This window comes from Pseudomonas sp. MSSRFD41 (assembly GCF_014230245.1).
Classification (GTDB): Bacteria; Pseudomonadota; Gammaproteobacteria; order Pseudomonadales; family Pseudomonadaceae; genus Aquipseudomonas; species Aquipseudomonas piscis.
Genome location: NZ_JACKZK010000001.1, coordinates 118,903 through 136,083, shown reverse-complemented (window position 1 = coordinate 136,083; position 17,181 = coordinate 118,903). Strand labels below are relative to the sequence as shown.

General features: G+C 59.3%; 14 protein-coding genes. 6 read left to right on the top strand and 8 right to left on the bottom strand.

Annotation, left to right across the window (positions count from 1 at the left end; translation table 11 throughout):
* Positions 1–14 precede the first annotated feature (14 nt).
* The 3 genes from rsmG to H7A76_RS00655 all read right to left on the bottom strand — a co-directional run bounded on the left by rsmG (position 15) and on the right by H7A76_RS00655 (position 4,226).
* On the bottom strand, positions 15–659 hold the full coding sequence (rsmG, locus tag H7A76_RS00665; RefSeq protein ID WP_185696759.1) for a 16S rRNA (guanine(527)-N(7))-methyltransferase RsmG: 645 nt from the start codon (positions 657–659) through the stop codon (positions 15–17).
* A complete protein-coding gene (gene mnmG, locus H7A76_RS00660) occupies positions 656–2,548 on the bottom strand; it encodes a tRNA uridine-5-carboxymethylaminomethyl(34) synthesis enzyme MnmG (RefSeq protein WP_185696758.1) in 1,893 nt (630 codons plus the stop codon). The genes rsmG and mnmG overlap by 4 nt, the downstream gene beginning before the upstream one ends.
* Before the next feature lie 985 nt (positions 2,549–3,533).
* Positions 3,534–4,226 (bottom strand): type 1 glutamine amidotransferase domain-containing protein, encoded by a 693-nt coding sequence (locus H7A76_RS00655; RefSeq protein ID WP_185696757.1) that lies wholly within the window; start codon positions 4,224–4,226, stop codon positions 3,534–3,536.
* Positions 4,227–4,372: 146 nt separating this feature from the next.
* Between H7A76_RS00655 and H7A76_RS00650 the strand changes: the two genes are divergently transcribed.
* Positions 4,373–5,284, top strand: coding sequence for a LysR family transcriptional regulator (locus tag H7A76_RS00650; RefSeq protein ID WP_185696756.1), 912 nt, complete (start codon positions 4,373–4,375; stop codon positions 5,282–5,284).
* A 392-nt stretch (positions 5,285–5,676) separates the two neighbouring features.
* On the opposite strand, the gene mnmE is transcribed toward H7A76_RS00650, so the two are convergent.
* The 5 genes from mnmE to rpmH all read right to left on the bottom strand — a co-directional run bounded on the left by mnmE (position 5,677) and on the right by rpmH (position 9,620).
* Entirely contained in the window at positions 5,677–7,047 is a 1,371-nt protein-coding gene (gene mnmE / locus H7A76_RS00645) for a tRNA uridine-5-carboxymethylaminomethyl(34) synthesis GTPase MnmE (protein WP_185696755.1), read from the bottom strand.
* A 79-nt stretch (positions 7,048–7,126) separates the two neighbouring features.
* Positions 7,127–8,827: a membrane protein insertase YidC gene (gene yidC, locus H7A76_RS00640; protein WP_185696754.1), complete on the bottom strand. Its 1,701-nt coding sequence runs from the start codon at positions 8,825–8,827 to the stop codon at positions 7,127–7,129.
* Positions 8,828–8,829: 2 nt separating this feature from the next.
* The gene (yidD, locus tag H7A76_RS00635) at positions 8,830–9,075 is read right to left on the bottom strand and encodes a membrane protein insertion efficiency factor YidD (protein ID WP_083235628.1); all 246 of its coding nucleotides are present in this window, start codon (positions 9,073–9,075) and stop codon (positions 8,830–8,832) included.
* Positions 9,068–9,469 (bottom strand): ribonuclease P protein component, encoded by a 402-nt coding sequence (gene rnpA, locus H7A76_RS00630; protein ID WP_312026234.1) that lies wholly within the window; start codon positions 9,467–9,469, stop codon positions 9,068–9,070. Before rnpA ends, yidD begins: the two co-directional genes overlap by 8 nt.
* A 16-nt stretch (positions 9,470–9,485) precedes the next feature.
* Positions 9,486–9,620 (bottom strand): 50S ribosomal protein L34, encoded by a 135-nt coding sequence (gene rpmH, locus H7A76_RS00625; RefSeq protein WP_003213577.1) that lies wholly within the window; start codon positions 9,618–9,620, stop codon positions 9,486–9,488.
* A 567-nt stretch (positions 9,621–10,187) separates the two neighbouring features.
* Between rpmH and dnaA the strand changes: the two genes are divergently transcribed.
* The 5 genes from dnaA (at position 10,188) to H7A76_RS00600 (ending at position 17,157) form a co-directional block, all read left to right on the top strand.
* Positions 10,188–11,729, top strand: coding sequence for a chromosomal replication initiator protein DnaA (gene dnaA, locus H7A76_RS00620; protein WP_185696752.1), 1,542 nt, complete (start codon positions 10,188–10,190; stop codon positions 11,727–11,729).
* A gap of 38 nt (positions 11,730–11,767) precedes the next feature.
* Positions 11,768–12,871 (top strand): DNA polymerase III subunit beta, encoded by a 1,104-nt coding sequence (gene dnaN / locus H7A76_RS00615; RefSeq protein ID WP_185696751.1) that lies wholly within the window; start codon positions 11,768–11,770, stop codon positions 12,869–12,871.
* Between the two features lie 20 nt (positions 12,872–12,891).
* Positions 12,892–13,995: a DNA replication/repair protein RecF gene (gene recF / locus H7A76_RS00610; RefSeq protein ID WP_022638828.1), complete on the top strand. Its 1,104-nt coding sequence runs from the start codon at positions 12,892–12,894 to the stop codon at positions 13,993–13,995.
* Positions 13,996–13,999: 4 nt separating this feature from the next.
* On the top strand, positions 14,000–16,417 hold the full coding sequence (gene gyrB / locus H7A76_RS00605; RefSeq protein ID WP_185696750.1) for a DNA topoisomerase (ATP-hydrolyzing) subunit B: 2,418 nt from the start codon (positions 14,000–14,002) through the stop codon (positions 16,415–16,417).
* A gap of 419 nt (positions 16,418–16,836) precedes the next feature.
* Positions 16,837–17,157 (top strand): hypothetical protein, encoded by a 321-nt coding sequence (locus tag H7A76_RS00600; protein WP_185697249.1) that lies wholly within the window; start codon positions 16,837–16,839, stop codon positions 17,155–17,157.
* Positions 17,158–17,181: the final 24 nt, after the last annotated feature.

The window sequence follows — 17,181 nt, the reverse complement described above, 5'->3', positions numbered from 1 at the left end:
GCTTGTGTTCCCAATCATGCCGTGCGGCGCAGTATCAGCAGATGGCGTTGGCCTTGGCAACCGGGTACGGCCAAGGCGTGTTCGCTATCGAGGTGGAAGTCTGCCGGCAATGCTAACAGCTCATCAGAGGGATGGACGCCCTTCATTGCCAGCCAGCGTGTATCGCTGTCCCCAAGGTGGCGGGTCCAGCTGGTGAAGTTCTCCATGCTGCTGAACGCCCGGGAAATGATCCCGTTGAAAGGCTGCTCTGGAGTGAAGGCCTCGACCCGGCTGTGGATAACTTGCAGGTTATCCAGCTTGAGTTCGAGTTTGACCTGGGTCAGGAAGCGGGTCTTCTTGCCGTTGCTGTCCAGGCAGGTGACCTGGGATCCGGGAAACAGGATCGCCAGGGGAATCCCCGGCATCCCGCCGCCACTGCCCACATCCAGCCAGCGGCCGTCCTCGATGAACGACATCACGCTCAGGCTGTCGAGCAAGTGGCGCGAAACCATTTCATCGGGATCGCGCACGGCGGTCAGGTTATAGGCCTTGTTCCACTTGATCAGCAGCGCCAGGTAGCCCAGCAGCGATTCATGCTGGCCCGGGCTCAGCTCGACACCGAGTTGGCGGGCGCCTGTGGATAATTCATCCGCATGTTGCGAGGTGACCTGTGAACTCAAGCGCTTTGCTCCAACTGACGGCCGGCGCCGCGTTTTTTCAAGTGAATCATCAACAGGGAAATGGCCGCGGGAGTCACGCCGGGAATGCGTGATGCCTGGCCCAGGGTTTCCGGACGAGTCGCGCCCAGCTTGCCCTGGATTTCCTTGGACAGTCCGGAGATGGTGGCGTAATCGATATCCACAGGCAGCTTGGTGTCCTCGCTGGCCCGCAGGCGAGCAATTTCATCCTGCTGGCGATCGATGTAGCCGGCGTACTTGGTCTTGATCTCGACCTGCTCGGCGACCTGTGGATCCTCCGCCCCCTGCCCGGTCACTTCGACCAGCCCAGCGTAGTCGATCTCTGGACGACTCAGCAGGTTCAACAGGTTGTACTCGTGGGTCAGCGGTGTGCCGAATTTTTGTGCAATCGCATCGCCCTGCTCAGTACCGGGGCGAACCCAGGTGGACTTCAAGCGCTGTTCTTCCAGGGCTATGCCCTCGCGTTTCTTGCAGAACGCCGCCCAGCGCGCGTCATCCACCAGACCCAGCTCTCGACCTTTCTCGGTCAGGCGCAGGTCGGCATTGTCTTCGCGCAGGATCAGGCGGTACTCCGCCCGCGAAGTGAACATGCGGTACGGTTCCTGGGTACCCAGGGTAATCAGGTCATCGACCAACACCCCGATGTAGGCTTCGTCGCGACGGGGGCACCAGCTGTCCTTGCCCTGGGCACGCAATGCCGCGTTGGCCCCGGCCAGCAGGCCTTGCGCGCCAGCTTCTTCGTAACCGGTAGTGCCATTGATCTGGCCAGCGAAGAACAGGCCACCGATGACTTTGGTCTCCAGGCTGTACTTCAAGTCCCGCGGATCGAAATAGTCGTATTCGATGGCGTAGCCCGGCCGCACGATATGGGCGTTTTCCATGCCCCGGATCGATTGCACGATCTGCAACTGCACATCGAACGGCAGAGATGTTGATATCCCGTTCGGATACAACTCGTGGGTGGTCAGGCCTTCGGGCTCGATGAAGACCTGGTGGCTTTCCTTGTCGGCAAAGCGATGGATCTTGTCTTCGATCGATGGGCAGTAGCGCGGGCCAATGCCTTCGATGACCCCGGAGTACATCGGCGAACGATCGAGGTTCGACGCGATGATCTCGTGGGTGCGCGCATTGGTGTGGGTAATCCAGCAGCTGATCTGCCGCGGATGCTGTTCCTTGGAACCCAGGAACGACATCACCGGGATAGGCGTATCGCCCGGCTGTTCGGTCATCACCGAGAAATCCACGGAACGGGCATCGATACGCGGTGGGGTACCGGTTTTCAGGCGCCCGACCCGTAGTGGCAGTTCCCGCAGGCGTTGTGCCAGGGCAATCGAAGGTGGGTCACCGGCACGACCGCCGGAATAGTTCTGCAATCCGATGTGGATAAGTCCGCCGAGGAAGGTACCGGTGGTCAATACCACCGAATCGGCGAAGAAACGCAGGCCCATCTGGGTCACTACACCACGGACCTGATCCTGCTCGACGATCAGGTCGTCCGCCGCCTGTTGAAATATCCACAGGTTCGGCTGGTTCTCGAGAATCTCGCGTACCGCAGCCTTGTACAGGATGCGGTCGGCCTGGGCCCGGGTGGCACGTACTGCTGGGCCTTTGCGGCTGTTCAATACACGGAACTGGATGCCGCCTTTATCTGTAGCCATGGCCATCGCGCCGCCCAGGGCGTCGATTTCCTTGACCAGATGGCTCTTGCCGATCCCGCCGATCGCGGGATTGCAGCTCATGGCTCCGAGGGTTTCCACGTTATGCGTCAGCAACAGGGTCTTTGCCCCCATGCGTGCTGATGCAAGTGCTGCCTCGGTACCGGCATGACCGCCGCCGATGACGATCACTTCAAAACGGGAAGGGAAATCCACCACGCACCTCGTGCCTGCTTCAAGTAGGAGTAATTAGGAATGGTTGTTGGGTTGGTTTTTCGACCAAGGGGGCAAGTATAGGGACTTCGCCCTTTCTAAAGAACCCTTTGCACAAAATTTAACCAGCTTGTGGATGACTGGCGAACAATAGAAATTAAAAAGAGAGAAATTTATTAAAACCTTGTTTTTATGTTTATTCTTAGGCCTCGCCTATCTGTGGATAGATTTCTATAAGCCTTTATTTTAAAGGTGTACAGAGATTTTAAACTCTGTGGTTAGGTGCTACGGAGGCCATTGGATAACCGGTTTAAGCCTGTGGATTAATGTGCCGATTATCCACAGAGGCAATTCTCCTCAGCTTTGAGGCCGGGTTATCAACTGTGCTGAAGGATGGTTATTCACAGGGCTTAATCCACAGAAAACACCTGCTTCCAGGGAAATCCAGGTACAGGTTGGCCTTGCTGTGTTCTCAATGGCTACAGCACATCGATCAGGGAGGAGGATAGACAGACAGGCTGTACAAGCCTGTCTGTGGATAACACGACGTGATGATTGGAGCGGGTTACTCGGGGCGTTTTACCAGGCGACCTTGAACCCCAGCATGACAATGGCCAGGACCAGCCAGTACTTCTGGCGCTGGCCATGTCATTGCCTGGCAGCGATTGGCTCGTCGAGAGGGTGTCGTTCAAGCTTTCGGCTTCAACCTCTAGAGTGTCCTGGGTCGAAACGGCGGGCGATTCGAAGGTGGCGACACGCAGGTCCTGGGGTTGAGCTTCGGAACAGGCTTCATTCGGCCGGGCATAACGGTGGTGACCGGCGACAAACTCCAGCGTGGACGCCCGCGCTACTCGGGCCACGGGCATCCACATGCTGCATGTTTTGCTCCGGGTTTGTGGCGTTGCGTGCCGGGTACGAGTCGAGGGCGGCCTTCAACCGGGCCTTGTGCGAAGACCTGGATGACGAAGGGCCCGCGCTCAGCCATGGCTCAGGTCCGCTCTGCCAACAACGGCAGCATCGCCTCGGCCACGCCCTTGGCAGAGGCCGGGTTCTGGCCCGTTACCAGGCGCTCGCTGACCACCACCTGGGCCAGGAAGTTCGGTGCTGAAATATGCCGGGCACCGCGCTCCTCCAAGGCATCGGCCAGCAGGAACGGCACGGTGTCGTACAGGCCGACCGCACGTTCTTCGTCGTTGGTGAAGGCCGACACGTCCTTGCCCTCGACCAGATAGCGGCCGTTGAACAGTTTGAGATTCACCAGCCCCGCCGGCCCATGGCACACAGCTGCGACCACTCCGCCACGCTCGTAAATGCGTGCCGCGATGGCGGCTATTTCGCTGCTGTCAGGGAAATCCCACATCGTAGCGTGACCGCCAGCGTAAAAGACCGCAGCGTAGGCATCAGGATCGACTTGCGCTGGTGCCAAGGTGCTCTCAGTGGCACCTCGCAGCGCCGCATTGTTCCAGAATGCGGCATTGACCGGATCGTCCAGATTTAGCCCATCGACGTGCGTCTTGCCTCCCCGGGGGCTGGTGAAATCAATGTCGTAGCCAGCAGCGCTCAAGACCTCGTACGGGTGCGTCACTTCGGAAAGATAGAACCCGCTGGGCGCAGCATCGGCAACATTTGCCGGCCCTTTGCGGTCATGGTTGGTCAGGACAAAAAGAATGCGTTGGGTCATCGGTTATTCCTCATGGGATGTGCATCAGGGCGCGCTTCGGAATGAGGTGTGCCCCGACAGCAAGGGGATAGGCGTGTCATTCTGGTGGCCTTGCTATATTCTTTAAATGACCAAAATAGACAAAGACTTTCCCTGAAATTACCCAAATGGCACTTCGAAATCTGGATGACTTGGCGGTGTTCGTGCGTGTGGTGGAGCACCACAGCTTTTCCGCCGCCGCACGCAGCCTGCACCTGGCGCCCAAGACGGTGAGCAAGCAGATCGCCCGGCTGGAACAGGCGCTGGGCACCACGCTGTTTGAGCGGAACACCCGCAACCTGCGTATCACCAGCGAAGGCCGGGCCATCGCTCAGCGGGCGCGGGTTGCCCTTGGGATATTGGAAGAGGTGCAGGAACTGGCGACTGGTGGCAGCCAGGAGCTGAGCGGCACCATCCGCTTGACGGCCCCCACGCCCTTCGGTCGAAAGTTCGTGGCCTCGGCGATCCACGATTTTTGTCGCCAGCATCCCCGCGTCGACTTCGACCTGCGTCTGTCCGACCAGGTACAGGACCTGTATAGCGGCGATCTGGACTTGGCGATTCGCATGGGCGAACTAACCGATTCGCGGCTGGTGGCGCGACGCATGACTGACAATCGGCGCATCCTGGCAGCATCGCCTGCCTATCTAAAAGTGCACGGACAACCCATGCAGCCAGAAGAGTTGGCGCTGCATAACTGCCTGGTGTTCGCCTATCCGGGGCTGCTGCAGAACACCTGGCCGCTGCACAACGGCCGCAGGGACAAGCCCGTTGCAGTCAAGGGAACCTTATCCAGCGATAGCGGCGACGTGCTGCATGCATGGTGTCTGGCCGGGTTGGGCATCTCACTGCGTGAAACCTGGGATATTTACGAAGAACTGCGCGACGGACGCCTAGTGCGTGTCTTGCCACAATGGGAAGCCACCCCCTCGCAGATCAGTCTCGTGCGGGCTCGGCGCGAACCCGTGCCGCGTCGGCTGACGGTATTCGGCGACTTCTTACTGGAACGCTGGCGTGACGCGCCGTGGGATGCGGTCTGACATCTCCAATGCCCTTGTCAATCAACGGCACTGCCAGATGCCAATCATTCATTCCCGTAAAACAATCCAATTTGCGGTAGGCACTAACGAGTCGATGGTGTCGGACCAGGCCTGCAGCGTTGGCAAGGCCGTCACGGGGTTGGCCTGAATCAGACCGCAGGTCAGCGCGTAGTCAAATATGCGCTTGAGCAAGCCGCGCACCTGACCGGCCTCAGCATCGAAACCTTGTTCCTTCTTCCTCCCGTATGTCCAAGTAGAGGATGGCTCGGGCCAAAACCGCTACTTGGACATAAAAACAGACGGCGTTCAGGGTGTTTCAGCGCAAGAAGCCTAGTATTCATGCGGGTTTCAAGGGTTTTAGTAGACCTTGATGGAGCCCGGTGGACGTCAGGTTATTTGCCGATACAGAAGCTGGAGAAGATCCGCCCCAGCAGATCATCGGAACTGAAAGCCCCGGTAATTTCCCCCAGGGACTGCTGGGCCTGGCGCAGATCCTCGGCCAGCAGTTCGCCGGCACCGGCCAGGGTCAGCTGGGCATGGCCATGCTCCAGCGCGGCACTGGCGTAGCGCAGGGCCTCGAGGTGTCGGCGGCGGGCACTGAAGCTGCTTTCCGACGTCTGTTCATAACCCATGCAAGCTTTCAGGTGTTCGCGCAACAACTCCAGGCCCGAGCCTGCGGCCTTTGCACTGAGGCTGATGGTGACATGACCGTCCTCGCAGGTTTCCAGGGCGATGGGTTCGCCGCTCAGGTCGGCCTTGTTGCGAATCAGGGTGACCTTGGCCGGATCCGGCCGCTGTTGCAGGAATTCGGGCCACAAGGCGAAAGGATCCGCGGCCTCGGCGGCAGTGGCATCCACCACCAGCAACACCCGATCCGCTTCACTGATGGCTTTGAGGGCTCGTTCGACACCGATCTTTTCCACCTGGTCCTCGGTATCCCGCAGTCCGGCAGTATCCACCACATGCAGTGGCATGCCATCGATGTGGATATGTTCGCGCAGGATGTCCCGGGTAGTGCCGGCGATATCGGTGACGATGGCTGCCTCGCGCCCGGCCAGGGCATTGAGCAGGCTGGATTTGCCGGCATTCGGACGACCGGCGATCACCACGGTCATGCCATCGCGCAGCAAGGCGCCCTGCCCAGCTTCACGCAGCACTGTGGATAACTCATCGCGCACCGCATCGAGCATGCTGAGGACATGACCATCGGCGAGGAAGTCGATTTCCTCCTCGGGAAAATCGATGGCGGCTTCGACATAGATGCGCAGGGCGATGAGTTGCTCGGTCAAGTTATGCACACGCTGGGAGAACGCCCCCTGCAACGAACGCAAGGCGTTGCGTGCAGCCTGTGCAGAACTGGCCTCGATCAGATCGGCGATCGCCTCGGCTTGGGCCAGGTCGAGCTTGTCGTTGAGAAAGGCGCGTTCGCTGAACTCCCCAGGCCTGGCCAGCCGGCAGCCCAGTTCCAGGCAACGTTGCAGGAGCATGTCGAGGACGATGGGGCCGCCATGGCCCTGCAGCTCCAGTACATCTTCACCAGTGAAGGAGTTCGGACCCGGGAAATACAGGGCGATACCCTCGTCCAGGACTTCACCTTGCTCGCCGAGAAAGGCTCCGTAATGGGCAAACCGCGGCTTGAGTTCACGGCCACTGACGGCCACGGCAGCCGTTGCCGCCAACGGCCCGGAGATCCGCACGATGCCCACGCCACCGCGCCCCTGGGCGGTGGCGATGGCGGCGATGGTTTCACGAGGGACATTCATAACCAGACATCCAGACAAAAGTGACAGATAGCAAAACGCCCCACTAGGGGGCGTCTTGTGTGGTTATCCACAGAGTAGGTCAGGCCGCTGCTTTCTTGGTAGCAGCTTCGATCCTACGGGTGATGTACCACTGTTGGGCGATCGACAGGCAGTTGTTCACTACCCAGTACAGCACCAGGCCAGCTGGGAACCACAGGAAGAAGAAGGTGAAGATGATCGGCATCATTTTCATCACCTTGGCCTGCATCGGGTCCGGAGGAGTCGGGTTCAGCTGCTGCTGGATGAACATGGTGGCGCCCATGATGATCGGCAGGATGAAGAACGGATCCTTGATCGACAGGTCGGTAATCCACAGCATGAACGGCGCCTGGCGCATTTCCACGCTTTCCAGGAGTACCCAGTACAGGGACAGGAAGACCGGCATCTGGACCAGGATCGGCAAGCAGCCGCCCAGCGGATTGATCTTCTCTTTCTTGTACAGCTCCATCATCGCCTGGGACATCTTCTGGCGATCGTCACCGAACTTCTCTTTCAGCGCGGCCAACTTCGGCGCTACTGCGCGCATGCGCGCCATGGACTTGTAGCTGGCAGCCGACAGCGGGAAGAAGATGCCCTTGATCAGCATGGTCAGGAAGATGATCGACCAGCCCCAGTTACCCACCAGGCTGTGGATATGTTGCAGCAGCCAGAAGATCGGTTGGGCAATGAACCACAGGAAACCGTAGTCCACGGTCAGTTCCAGACCTGGGGACAACTCTTTCAAGACAGCTTGGCTCTTCGGACCGGCATACAGGATGGCGCTGGTTTCGAGCTTGGCACCAGGAGCTACGGTGATCGAAGGACCGGTGTAGCCAATGATGTAGTTGCCTTTGCTGTCCTTGCGCGCCAGTACCTGGTTGTTCTCGCCCTTTGGCGGAATCCAGGCGGTCACGAAGTAGTGCTGCAGCCAGGCTACCCAGCCACCTTGCACGCTTTCAGTGATTGGGGCCTTGGTCTTGTCCTCGTTCACCTTGTCCATGTCTTTCATGGACACCTTTTTATACGGCTCTGAACTTGTCCACAGGGCAGCGCCCAGGTAAGTCGCAGTGCCGGTGGCGGTGCTGGAGGATGGATCGGAACTGGCGTCGCGCTTGAGCTGGGCGAACATCGCACCAGTCCAGGGTTGTGCGCTTTCGTTGTCGATCAGGTAGGAAACGGTGATGTCGTACAGGCCGCGCTTGAGGGTGAAACGCTTGATGTAGTTGACGCCGTCCTTGCTGAACTTCAGGTCGACTACGAGTTGGTCCTGACCGTCAGCCAGTTGATAACTTTTCTTCTCCGAGGAGTAGATCGGCCGGCCAGCCGGGTTGGCGTCCGGGCCGTTGTTGCCGATCAGGCCGCTTTGGGCCAGATAGGTCCGCTCGTTGCCGTTGTCGAACAACTGGAAAGGAATTTCCGGATGGTCCTGGCGACGTGGGTACAGAGGCAGGCGCAGTTGGGCGATATCCCCACCTTGTGGATCGACGGCGAGGTCGAGCACATCCGTTTTGATCTGGATGAGATCTTTGCTGGCGGCCACTGGCACTTCGGCGGGGGCAGCGGTATCGCTGGCCGCACGCGGAATGTCGTCATTGGCGGCTGGAGTGCCGGTTGGCGTGTCCGGCAAGCCCGGGGTGGTCGTGCTGGAAGCAACATTCTGAGTCGGCAGGGCAGCCTGGCCATAATCCTGGTTCCATTTCAGAACCATGACATAGGACACGATTGCCAGGGCGACGATCAGGATCGTGCGTTTGATATCCATGATTACTCGGCCATCGAAGAAGAACGGGAGGTGGGGATAGGTGGAACCGGGTCATAGCCACCGGGATTCCATGGATGACAGCGACCTAAACGACGAAAGGTCAGCCAACCACCGCGCAGAAGGCCATGGGTTTCGATGGCTTCCAACGCGTAGCAGGAACAACTGGGGTGAAAACGACAGTGATCGGCCATCAGAGGACTAATGGCGTAGCGGTAAAACTGGATCGGAACGAGTGCCAGTTTACGCATCGGGACTGTCTACCCCTACAGTTTCGGATTTGGCTGCGGATGCCGGCTTGTTGCGGGCCAGGCGTTTCCAGAGTTTACCGAAATGCTGGATCAATTCAGGGTTTTCTAGGTCGCCCAAACCTTTGCGCGCGACGATAACGATGTCCCACCCAACCAGTGAATCCTGGTGAAGACGGAACGATTCGCGCATTAGACGTTTGAGACGATTGCGTTCAACGGAGAGCTTCACGCTCTTCTTTCCGATCACGAGCCCCAGGCGGGGATGATCAAGATCGTTGTCGCGTGCAAGGAGCAGGAGATTCTTCCCCGGAACCTTGCCGGTAGGGGAGTCAAAGACTGCCTTGAAGTGTCGAGGAGTAAGCAGACGCTTTTCCCGACTGAAGTCCTGACTCACCTCCAGTGCCGGATTATCAAACTGCCAGACGCGCACGACCTTTGGCGCGACGACGCGACAGGACGGCACGACCGTTCTTGGTAGCCATGCGAGCACGGAAACCGTGGGTACGAGCGCGTTTGATAGTGCTTGGTTGGAAAGTACGTTTCATGTCGTGTTACCTGGTTCGTCCACAACGGGCCGGAATGGCCCCCGTTTTAAGAGATCGGCGATTCTAGAGAAAGCAAGCCTCTAGGTCAATTTCCAACCAAGGTTTCCTTTATCTATGTATGTCCGGATTTCGGGCTTGTGAACCGGGTTCAGCCAGATATAAAAATAGAGAAGGAAAGTATTTAAAGCTTTTCTGTAAAGCTTATAGAAGCTTAGCAAGGCTCCGTCTGTGGATAACTAGCTTCAGCCCTTCTATTTCGGTCTGTACAGAGGATAACAACACGGTTGAGAAACCGTGCTCTACCTGTGCTGCGAGGACGGAAAAGCTGTGTGCGGAAAGGTTTGTTATCCACAGGTGATTTATCCACTGGGTTTGGCCCCGAGTTGTGCATAGATCTCAAGCGGGGTTATCCACAGAGCTTATGTACATACCGCTGGTCGTGTTTATTCGACTTAACGCATTGATTCTTAGTGCGCGAGAGGCACGCTACATGTGGATAAGTGGACGGCCGACCGTTACAATGGCCGCTTGTTTTTGCCTCACCGGCTTTCAACTCAGGGGATATCCGTGTCAGTGGAACTTTGGCAGCAGTGCGTGGAGCTTCTGCGTGATGAGCTGCCTGCCCAACAATTCAACACTTGGATCCGTCCGCTACAGGTCGAAGCCGAAGGCGACGAGTTGCGTGTCTACGCACCGAATCGTTTCGTTCTCGATTGGGTCAATGAAAAGTACCTGGGCCGTGTGCTCGAGTTGCTGGATGAACACGGCAACGGTATGGCGCCGGTTCTTTCCTTATTAATAGGCAGCAAGCGCAGCTCGGCGCCGCGCGCCGCGCCCAATGCGCCGTTGGCCGCAGCTGCCTCCCAGGCGTTGCAGGCAGCCGCTGCGGCCAAGGCAGCGGCGGAGCCTGTAGCGCCAGCTTCGGCGCCGGTTCCTGTCCCGGCCAAGCAGGCCGTCGAGCAGAAGGCCGAGCAAACCAGCGAAGAACCCTCTCGAGACAGCTTCGACCCCATGGCGGGGGCCAGTTCGCAACAGGCTCCGGTACGCACCGAACAGCGCACCGTCCAGGTGGAAGGTGCGCTCAAGCACACCAGCTACTTGAACCGCACCTTCACCTTCGAGAACTTCGTCGAGGGCAAGTCCAACCAACTGGCCCGTGCCGCGGCCTGGCAGGTAGCGGACAACCCCAAGCATGGCTACAACCCGCTCTTCCTTTACGGGGGCGTCGGCCTGGGTAAGACCCACTTGATGCATGCCGTGGGTAACCACCTGCTGAAGAAGAACCCGAATGCCAAGGTCGTGTACCTGCATTCCGAGCGCTTCGTGGCGGATATGGTCAAGGCGTTGCAGCTCAACGCCATCAACGAATTCAAGCGCTTCTACCGTTCGGTGGACGCACTGCTGATCGACGATATCCAGTTCTTCGCGCGTAAAGAGCGTTCCCAGGAAGAGTTCTTCCACACTTTCAACGCCCTCCTCGAAGGCGGCCAACAGGTGATTCTCACCAGCGACCGTTATCCGAAGGAGATCGAGGGCCTGGAAGAGCGTCTCAAGTCCCGCTTCGGCTGGGGCCTGACGGTTGCAGTAGAACCGCCGGAACTGGAAACCCGGGTGGCGATCCTGATGAAGAAGGCCGACCAGGCCAAGGTCGAGTTGCCTCACGATGCGGCGTTCTTCATCGCCCAGCGGATCCGCTCCAACGTCCGCGAATTGGAAGGCGCGCTCAAGCGGGTGATTGCCCACTCGCACTTCATGGGTCGCGACATCACCATCGAGCTGATTCGCGAATCCCTGAAGGACCTGCTGGCGTTGCAGGACAAGCTGGTGTCTGTGGATAACATCCAGCGCACCGTCGCCGAGTACTACAAGATCAAGATTTCCGACCTGCTGTCCAAGCGGCGTTCGCGCTCTGTCGCCCGCCCACGCCAGGTGGCCATGGCCTTGTCCAAGGAATTGACCAACCACAGCCTGCCGGAAATCGGCGATGTGTTCGGCGGCCGCGACCACACCACGGTCCTGCACGCCTGCCGCAAGATCAATGAACTTAAGGAATCCGATGCGGACATCCGCGAGGACTACAAGAACCTGCTGCGTACCCTGACCACTTGATGATTCCAACGCAGCTTATTAAGGCAAGGGACTAGACCATGCATTTCACCATTCAACGCGAAGCCCTGTTGAAACCCCTGCAACTGGTCGCCGGCGTCGTCGAACGCCGCCAGACCTTGCCGGTGCTTTCCAACGTGCTGCTGGTTGTCGAGGGCCAGCAGTTGTCGCTGACCGGTACCGACCTGGAAGTCGAACTGGTCGGTCGCGTGCAACTTGAAGAACCAGCCGAGCAAGGGGAAATCACTGTTCCCGCGCGCAAGCTGATGGACATCTGCAAGAGCCTGCCCAACGACGCCCTGATCGACATCAAGGTCGACGAGCAGAAGCTGGTGGTGAAGGCCGGCCGTAGCCGCTTCACCCTGTCGACCCTGCCGGCCAACGACTTCCCTACCGTGGAAGAAGGCCCAGGCTCCCTGACCTGCCAGCTGGAGCAGAGCAAGCTGCGCCGACTGATCGAACGCACCAGCTTCGCCATGGCCCAGCAGGACGTGCGCTACTACCTAAACGGCATGTTGCTGGAAGTCTCCGCCGGCATCATCCGCGCCGTGGCCACCGATGGCCATCGCCTGGCCATGTGCTCGATGCAAGCCGACATCGGCCAGCAAGATCGTCACCAGGTAATCGTGCCGCGCAAAGGCATCCTCGAACTGGCCCGCCTGCTCACCGAGCCGGATGGCAACGTCAGTATCGTCCTGGGCCAGCACCACATCCGCGCCACCACCGGTGAGTTCACTTTCACCTCCAAGCTGGTGGACGGCAAGTTCCCGGACTACGAGCGTGTACTGCCAAAAGGCGGCGACAAGCTGGTACTGGGCGACCGCCAGGTCCTGCGCGAGGCCTTCAGCCGTACCGCGATCCTGTCCAACGAGAAGTACCGCGGTATCCGCCTGCAGTTGGCCAACGGCCAACTGAAGATCCAGGCCAACAACCCGGAGCAGGAAGAAGCGGAAGAAGAAGTGGGCGTGGAGTACAACGGCGGTTCACTGGAGATCGGCTTCAACGTCAGCTACCTGCTGGATGTGCTGGGCGTGATGACCACAGAGCAGGTTCGCCTGATCCTGTCCGACTCCAATAGCAGTGCGCTGTTGCAAGAGTCCGACAACGACGACTCGGCTTACGTTGTCATGCCGATGCGCCTGTAAACATGCTCAGCAGAAGCTAGATGTCCCTCAGTCGCGTCTCGGTCACCGCGGTGCGCAATCTGCACCCGGTGACCTTCTCCCCCTCCCCCCGCATCAACCTCCTCTACGGCGCCAACGGCAGTGGCAAGACCAGCGTGCTGGAAGCCATCCACCTGCTGGGGCTCGCCCGCTCGTTTCGCAGTGCGCGCCTGTTGCCGGTCATCCAGTACGAGCAGCTGGCGTGTACGGTGTTCGGCCAGGTCGAGCTGTCGGAGGGCGGCCATAGCAACCTGGGGATATCCCGTGACCGCCAGGGGGAGTTCCAGATCCGTATCGACGGCCAGAATGCCCGCAGCGCGGCGCAGCTGGCGGAAATCCTGCCGCTGCAGTTGATCAACCCCGACAGCTTCCGCTTGCTGGAAGGGGCGCCGAAGATCCGCCGACAGTTCCTGGATTGGGGAGTGTTCCATGTGGAACCTCGCTTCATGTCCACCTGGCAGCGCTTGCAGAAGGCCCTGCGGCAGCGGAACTCATGGCTGCGGCATGGTACACTTGACGCCGCTTCGCAAGCGGCCTGGGACCGGGAACTGTGCCAGGCCAGCGCTGAAATCGATGAATACCGCCGCGCCTATATCAAAGCCTTGAAACCAGTCTTTGAGCGGACCTTGAGCGAACTGCTGGAGCTCGAGGGCCTGACGCTTAGCTATTACCGTGGCTGGGACAAGGACCGCGAGCTGAGTGAAGTCCTCGCGACAGCCCTGCACCGTGATCAGCAAATGGGCCATACCCAGGCTGGCCCGCAACGCGCTGATTTGCGCTTGCGCCTAGGCGGACATAACGCCGCGGACATCTTGTCCCGGGGCCAGCAGAAGCTGGTGGTCTGCGCCTTGCGTATCGCCCAGGGGCACCTTGTCAGCCAGGCCCGCCGCGGTCAGTGTATTTATCTGGTGGACGACTTGCCGTCCGAGTTGGACGAGCAGCACCGCCGCGCACTTTGCCGCTTGTTGGAAGACTTACGCTGCCAGGTGTTCATCACCTGTGTAGACCACGAATTATTGAGGGAAGGCTGGCAGACGGAAACGCCAGTTGCTTTGTTCCACGTGGAACAAGGCCGTATCACCCAGACCCACGACCATCGGGAGTGAAGGCATGAGCGAAGAAAATACGTACGACTCGAACAGCATCAAGGTGCTGAAAGGTTTGGATGCCGTACGCAAACGTCCCGGTATGTACATTGGCGACACCGATGACGGTAGCGGTCTGCACCACATGGTGTTCGAGGTGGTCGACAACTCGATCGACGAAGCTTTGGCCGGCCATTGCGACGACATCAGCGTCATCATCCACCCGGACGAATCCATCACCGTACGCGACAACGGTCGCGGTATCCCGGTGGATGTGCACAAGGAAGAAGGCGTTTCCGCAGCCGAGGTCATCATGACCGTACTGCACGCCGGCGGTAAGTTCGACGACAACTCCTACAAGGTTTCCGGCGGCCTGCACGGCGTGGGGGTGTCGGTGGTGAACGCCTTGTCCGAGGAACTGGTGCTTACCGTTCGTCGTAGCGGCAAGATCTGGGAACAGACCTATGTCCATGGCGTACCCCAGGAGCGGATGAAGATCGTTGGCGACAGCGAGACCACCGGTACCCAGATCCACTTCAAGCCTTCGGCCGAGACCTTCAAGAACATCCACTTCAGCTGGGATGTCCTGGCCAAGCGGATCCGCGAACTGTCTTTCCTCAACTCCGGCGTCGGCATCGTCCTCAAGGACGAGCGCACCGGCAAGGAAGAGCTGTTCAAGTACGAGGGTGGCCTGCGTGCCTTCGTCGAATACCTGAACACCAACAAGACTGCGGTGAACCAGGTGTTCCACTTCAACGTCCAGCGTGACGATGGCATTGGCGTGGAAGTCGCCCTGCAGTGGAACGACAGCTTCAACGAAAGCCTGCTGTGCTTCACCAACAACATTCCCCAGCGTGACGGCGGTACCCACCTGGTGGGCTTCCGTTCGGCCCTGACCCGTAACCTGAACAACTACATCGAGCAGGAAGGCCTGGCCAAGAAGCACAAGGTCGCCACCACCGGTGACGACGCCCGTGAAGGCCTGACCGCGATCATCTCGGTGAAGGTGCCGGATCCGAAGTTCAGCTCCCAGACCAAGGACAAGCTGGTGTCTTCCGAAGTGAAGACCGCGGTCGAGCAGGAGATGGGCAAGTACTTCTCCGATTTCCTGCTGGAAAACCCCAACGAAGCCAAGCTGGTGGTCGGCAAGATGATCGACGCCGCCCGGGCTCGTGAAGCTGCGCGCAAGGCTCGTGAAATGACCCGCCGCAAAGGCGCCCTGGATATCGCCGGCCTGCCAGGCAAGCTGGCTGACTGCCAGGAGAAGGATCCAGCGCTGTCCGAACTCTACCTGGTGGAGGGTGACTCCGCGGGCGGTTCTGCCAAGCAGGGCCGTAACCGCAAGACCCAGGCGATCCTGCCGCTCAAGGGCAAGATCCTCAACGTCGAGAAGGCCCGCTTCGACAAGATGATCTCTTCCCAGGAGGTCGGCACCCTGATCACCGCCCTGGGCTGTGGCATCGGCCGCGAAGAGTACAACATCGACAAGCTGCGCTATCACAACATCATCATCATGACCGATGCTGACGTCGACGGTTCGCACATCCGTACCCTGCTGCTGACCTTCTTCTTCCGCCAGCTGCCGGAGCTGATCGAGCGCGGCTACATCTATATCGCCCAGCCTCCGCTGTACAAGGTCAAGAAAGGCAAGCAAGAGCAATACATCAAAGACGACGACGCCATGGAAGACTACATGACCCAGTCGGCTCTGGAAGATGCCAGCCTGCACTTGAACGAAGACGCCCCAGGCATCTCCGGCGAAGCCCTGGAGCGCCTGGTCAATGACTTCCGCATGGTGATGAAGACCCTCAAGCGCCTGTCGCGCCTGTACCCACAGGAGCTGACCGAGCACTTCATCTACCTGCCACCGGTGAGCCTGGAGCAACTGTCCGACCACGCCGCCATGCAGGAATGGCTGGCCAAGTACGACGCCCGCCTGCGCAGTTCCGAGAAGTCGGGCCTGGTCTACAAGGCCAGCCTGCGCGAAGACCGCGAGCGTAATGTCTGGCTGCCAGAGGTCGAGCTGATTTCCCACGGCCTGTCGAGCTACGTCACCTTCAACCGCGACTTCTTCGGCAGCAACGACTACAAGACCGTCGTATCCCTTGGCGCTCAGCTGAGCACCCTGCTGGATGAAGGCGCCTACGTGCAACGTGGCGAGCGCAAGAAGCCAGTGACCGAGTTCAAGGAAGCCCTGGACTGGCTGATGGCCGAAAGCACCAAGCGCCACACCATCCAGCGATACAAAGGTCTGGGCGAGATGAACCCTGACCAGCTGTGGGAAACCACCATGGACCCGACCATGCGCCGCATGCTCAAGGTCACTGTGGAAGATGCCATCGCCGCCGACCAGATCTTCAACACCCTGATGGGTGATGCGGTCGAACCTCGTCGCGACTTCATCGAAAGCAACGCCCTGGCAGTGTCCAACCTGGACTTCTGATCAGGGGACACAGCTGAAAATAAAAAGGCCGACGCTTGCGTTGGCCTTTTTTATTGGCAAATTGTTCAATCCCTCATCCATTCATCCGGCCCGGGCTGGCATGGCTGGGCGCATGGCAGGTCATGGATAAGCTGCGCGGCAATGCGGACTGGGTGCAGGCGGCAGAGCAGGTAGTCGAGTTCAAGGACCCAGGCCTGGGCAGCAGCGCCGATTATGATCTGCGCCTGACCTTCGAGAGCGACCAGGCGCTCTGGATGGAGCTGCTGTTCCGAACCGCGGCATGCACGAGTGCCTGGATCGGGCACTGCGGGGGCACCGTTTCAGGTGTTTCGAGGACGGTGACAGCGACGACGCGGTTGCACTCGAACAGGTCTTTGCGCTGGGCAGGACCTCCCTGTTTCCCCTTGATGGCTGGGCCAATGAACGAAAGACAGCAGCTGATCTGTGAACGCTACGACCTCGCCCCCCAGGCGCCGGAGCCGATGATTGCACTGGCCACCGGCTCCCTTGCGCACTCGCCCATCTATGGCACAAGGATCGAGTTGCCAGAGAACGGTACGGTCAGTTGGTTTATCCATTGCGGCGAACATTCCACCGCTGTGGATTTCTACCAACCCTTGTGCGCCGAGCACTTGGCCGAGTTGTTGCCGGAGGTGATCGATTATCTGTATCTGCCGAGCGGGACGTGTTTCATCATCGACCGCGCCGGTTACGAAGATGTCTGGCAGGACCCGGAATGATATCGAGCCGCTTATGGCGGCACG

Coding starts and splice junctions, on each gene's coding strand:
- H7A76_RS00655 (WP_185696757.1), bottom strand. CDS start 4,226: ATGACCCAACGCATTCTTTTTGTCCTGACCAACCATGACCGCAAAGGG.
- H7A76_RS00650 (WP_185696756.1), top strand. CDS start 4,373: ATGGCACTTCGAAATCTGGATGACTTGGCGGTGTTCGTGCGTGTGGTG.
- mnmE (WP_185696755.1), bottom strand. CDS start 7,047: ATGAATGTCCCTCGTGAAACCATCGCCGCCATCGCCACCGCCCAGGGG.
- yidC (WP_185696754.1), bottom strand. CDS start 8,827: ATGGATATCAAACGCACGATCCTGATCGTCGCCCTGGCAATCGTGTCC.
- yidD (WP_083235628.1), bottom strand. CDS start 9,075: ATGCGTAAACTGGCACTCGTTCCGATCCAGTTTTACCGCTACGCCATT.
- rpmH (WP_003213577.1), bottom strand. CDS start 9,620: ATGAAACGTACTTTCCAACCAAGCACTATCAAACGCGCTCGTACCCAC.
- dnaN (WP_185696751.1), top strand. CDS start 11,768: ATGCATTTCACCATTCAACGCGAAGCCCTGTTGAAACCCCTGCAACTG.
- recF (WP_022638828.1), top strand. CDS start 12,892: ATGTCCCTCAGTCGCGTCTCGGTCACCGCGGTGCGCAATCTGCACCCG.
- gyrB (WP_185696750.1), top strand. CDS start 14,000: ATGAGCGAAGAAAATACGTACGACTCGAACAGCATCAAGGTGCTGAAA.
- H7A76_RS00600 (WP_185697249.1), top strand. CDS start 16,837: ATGAACGAAAGACAGCAGCTGATCTGTGAACGCTACGACCTCGCCCCC.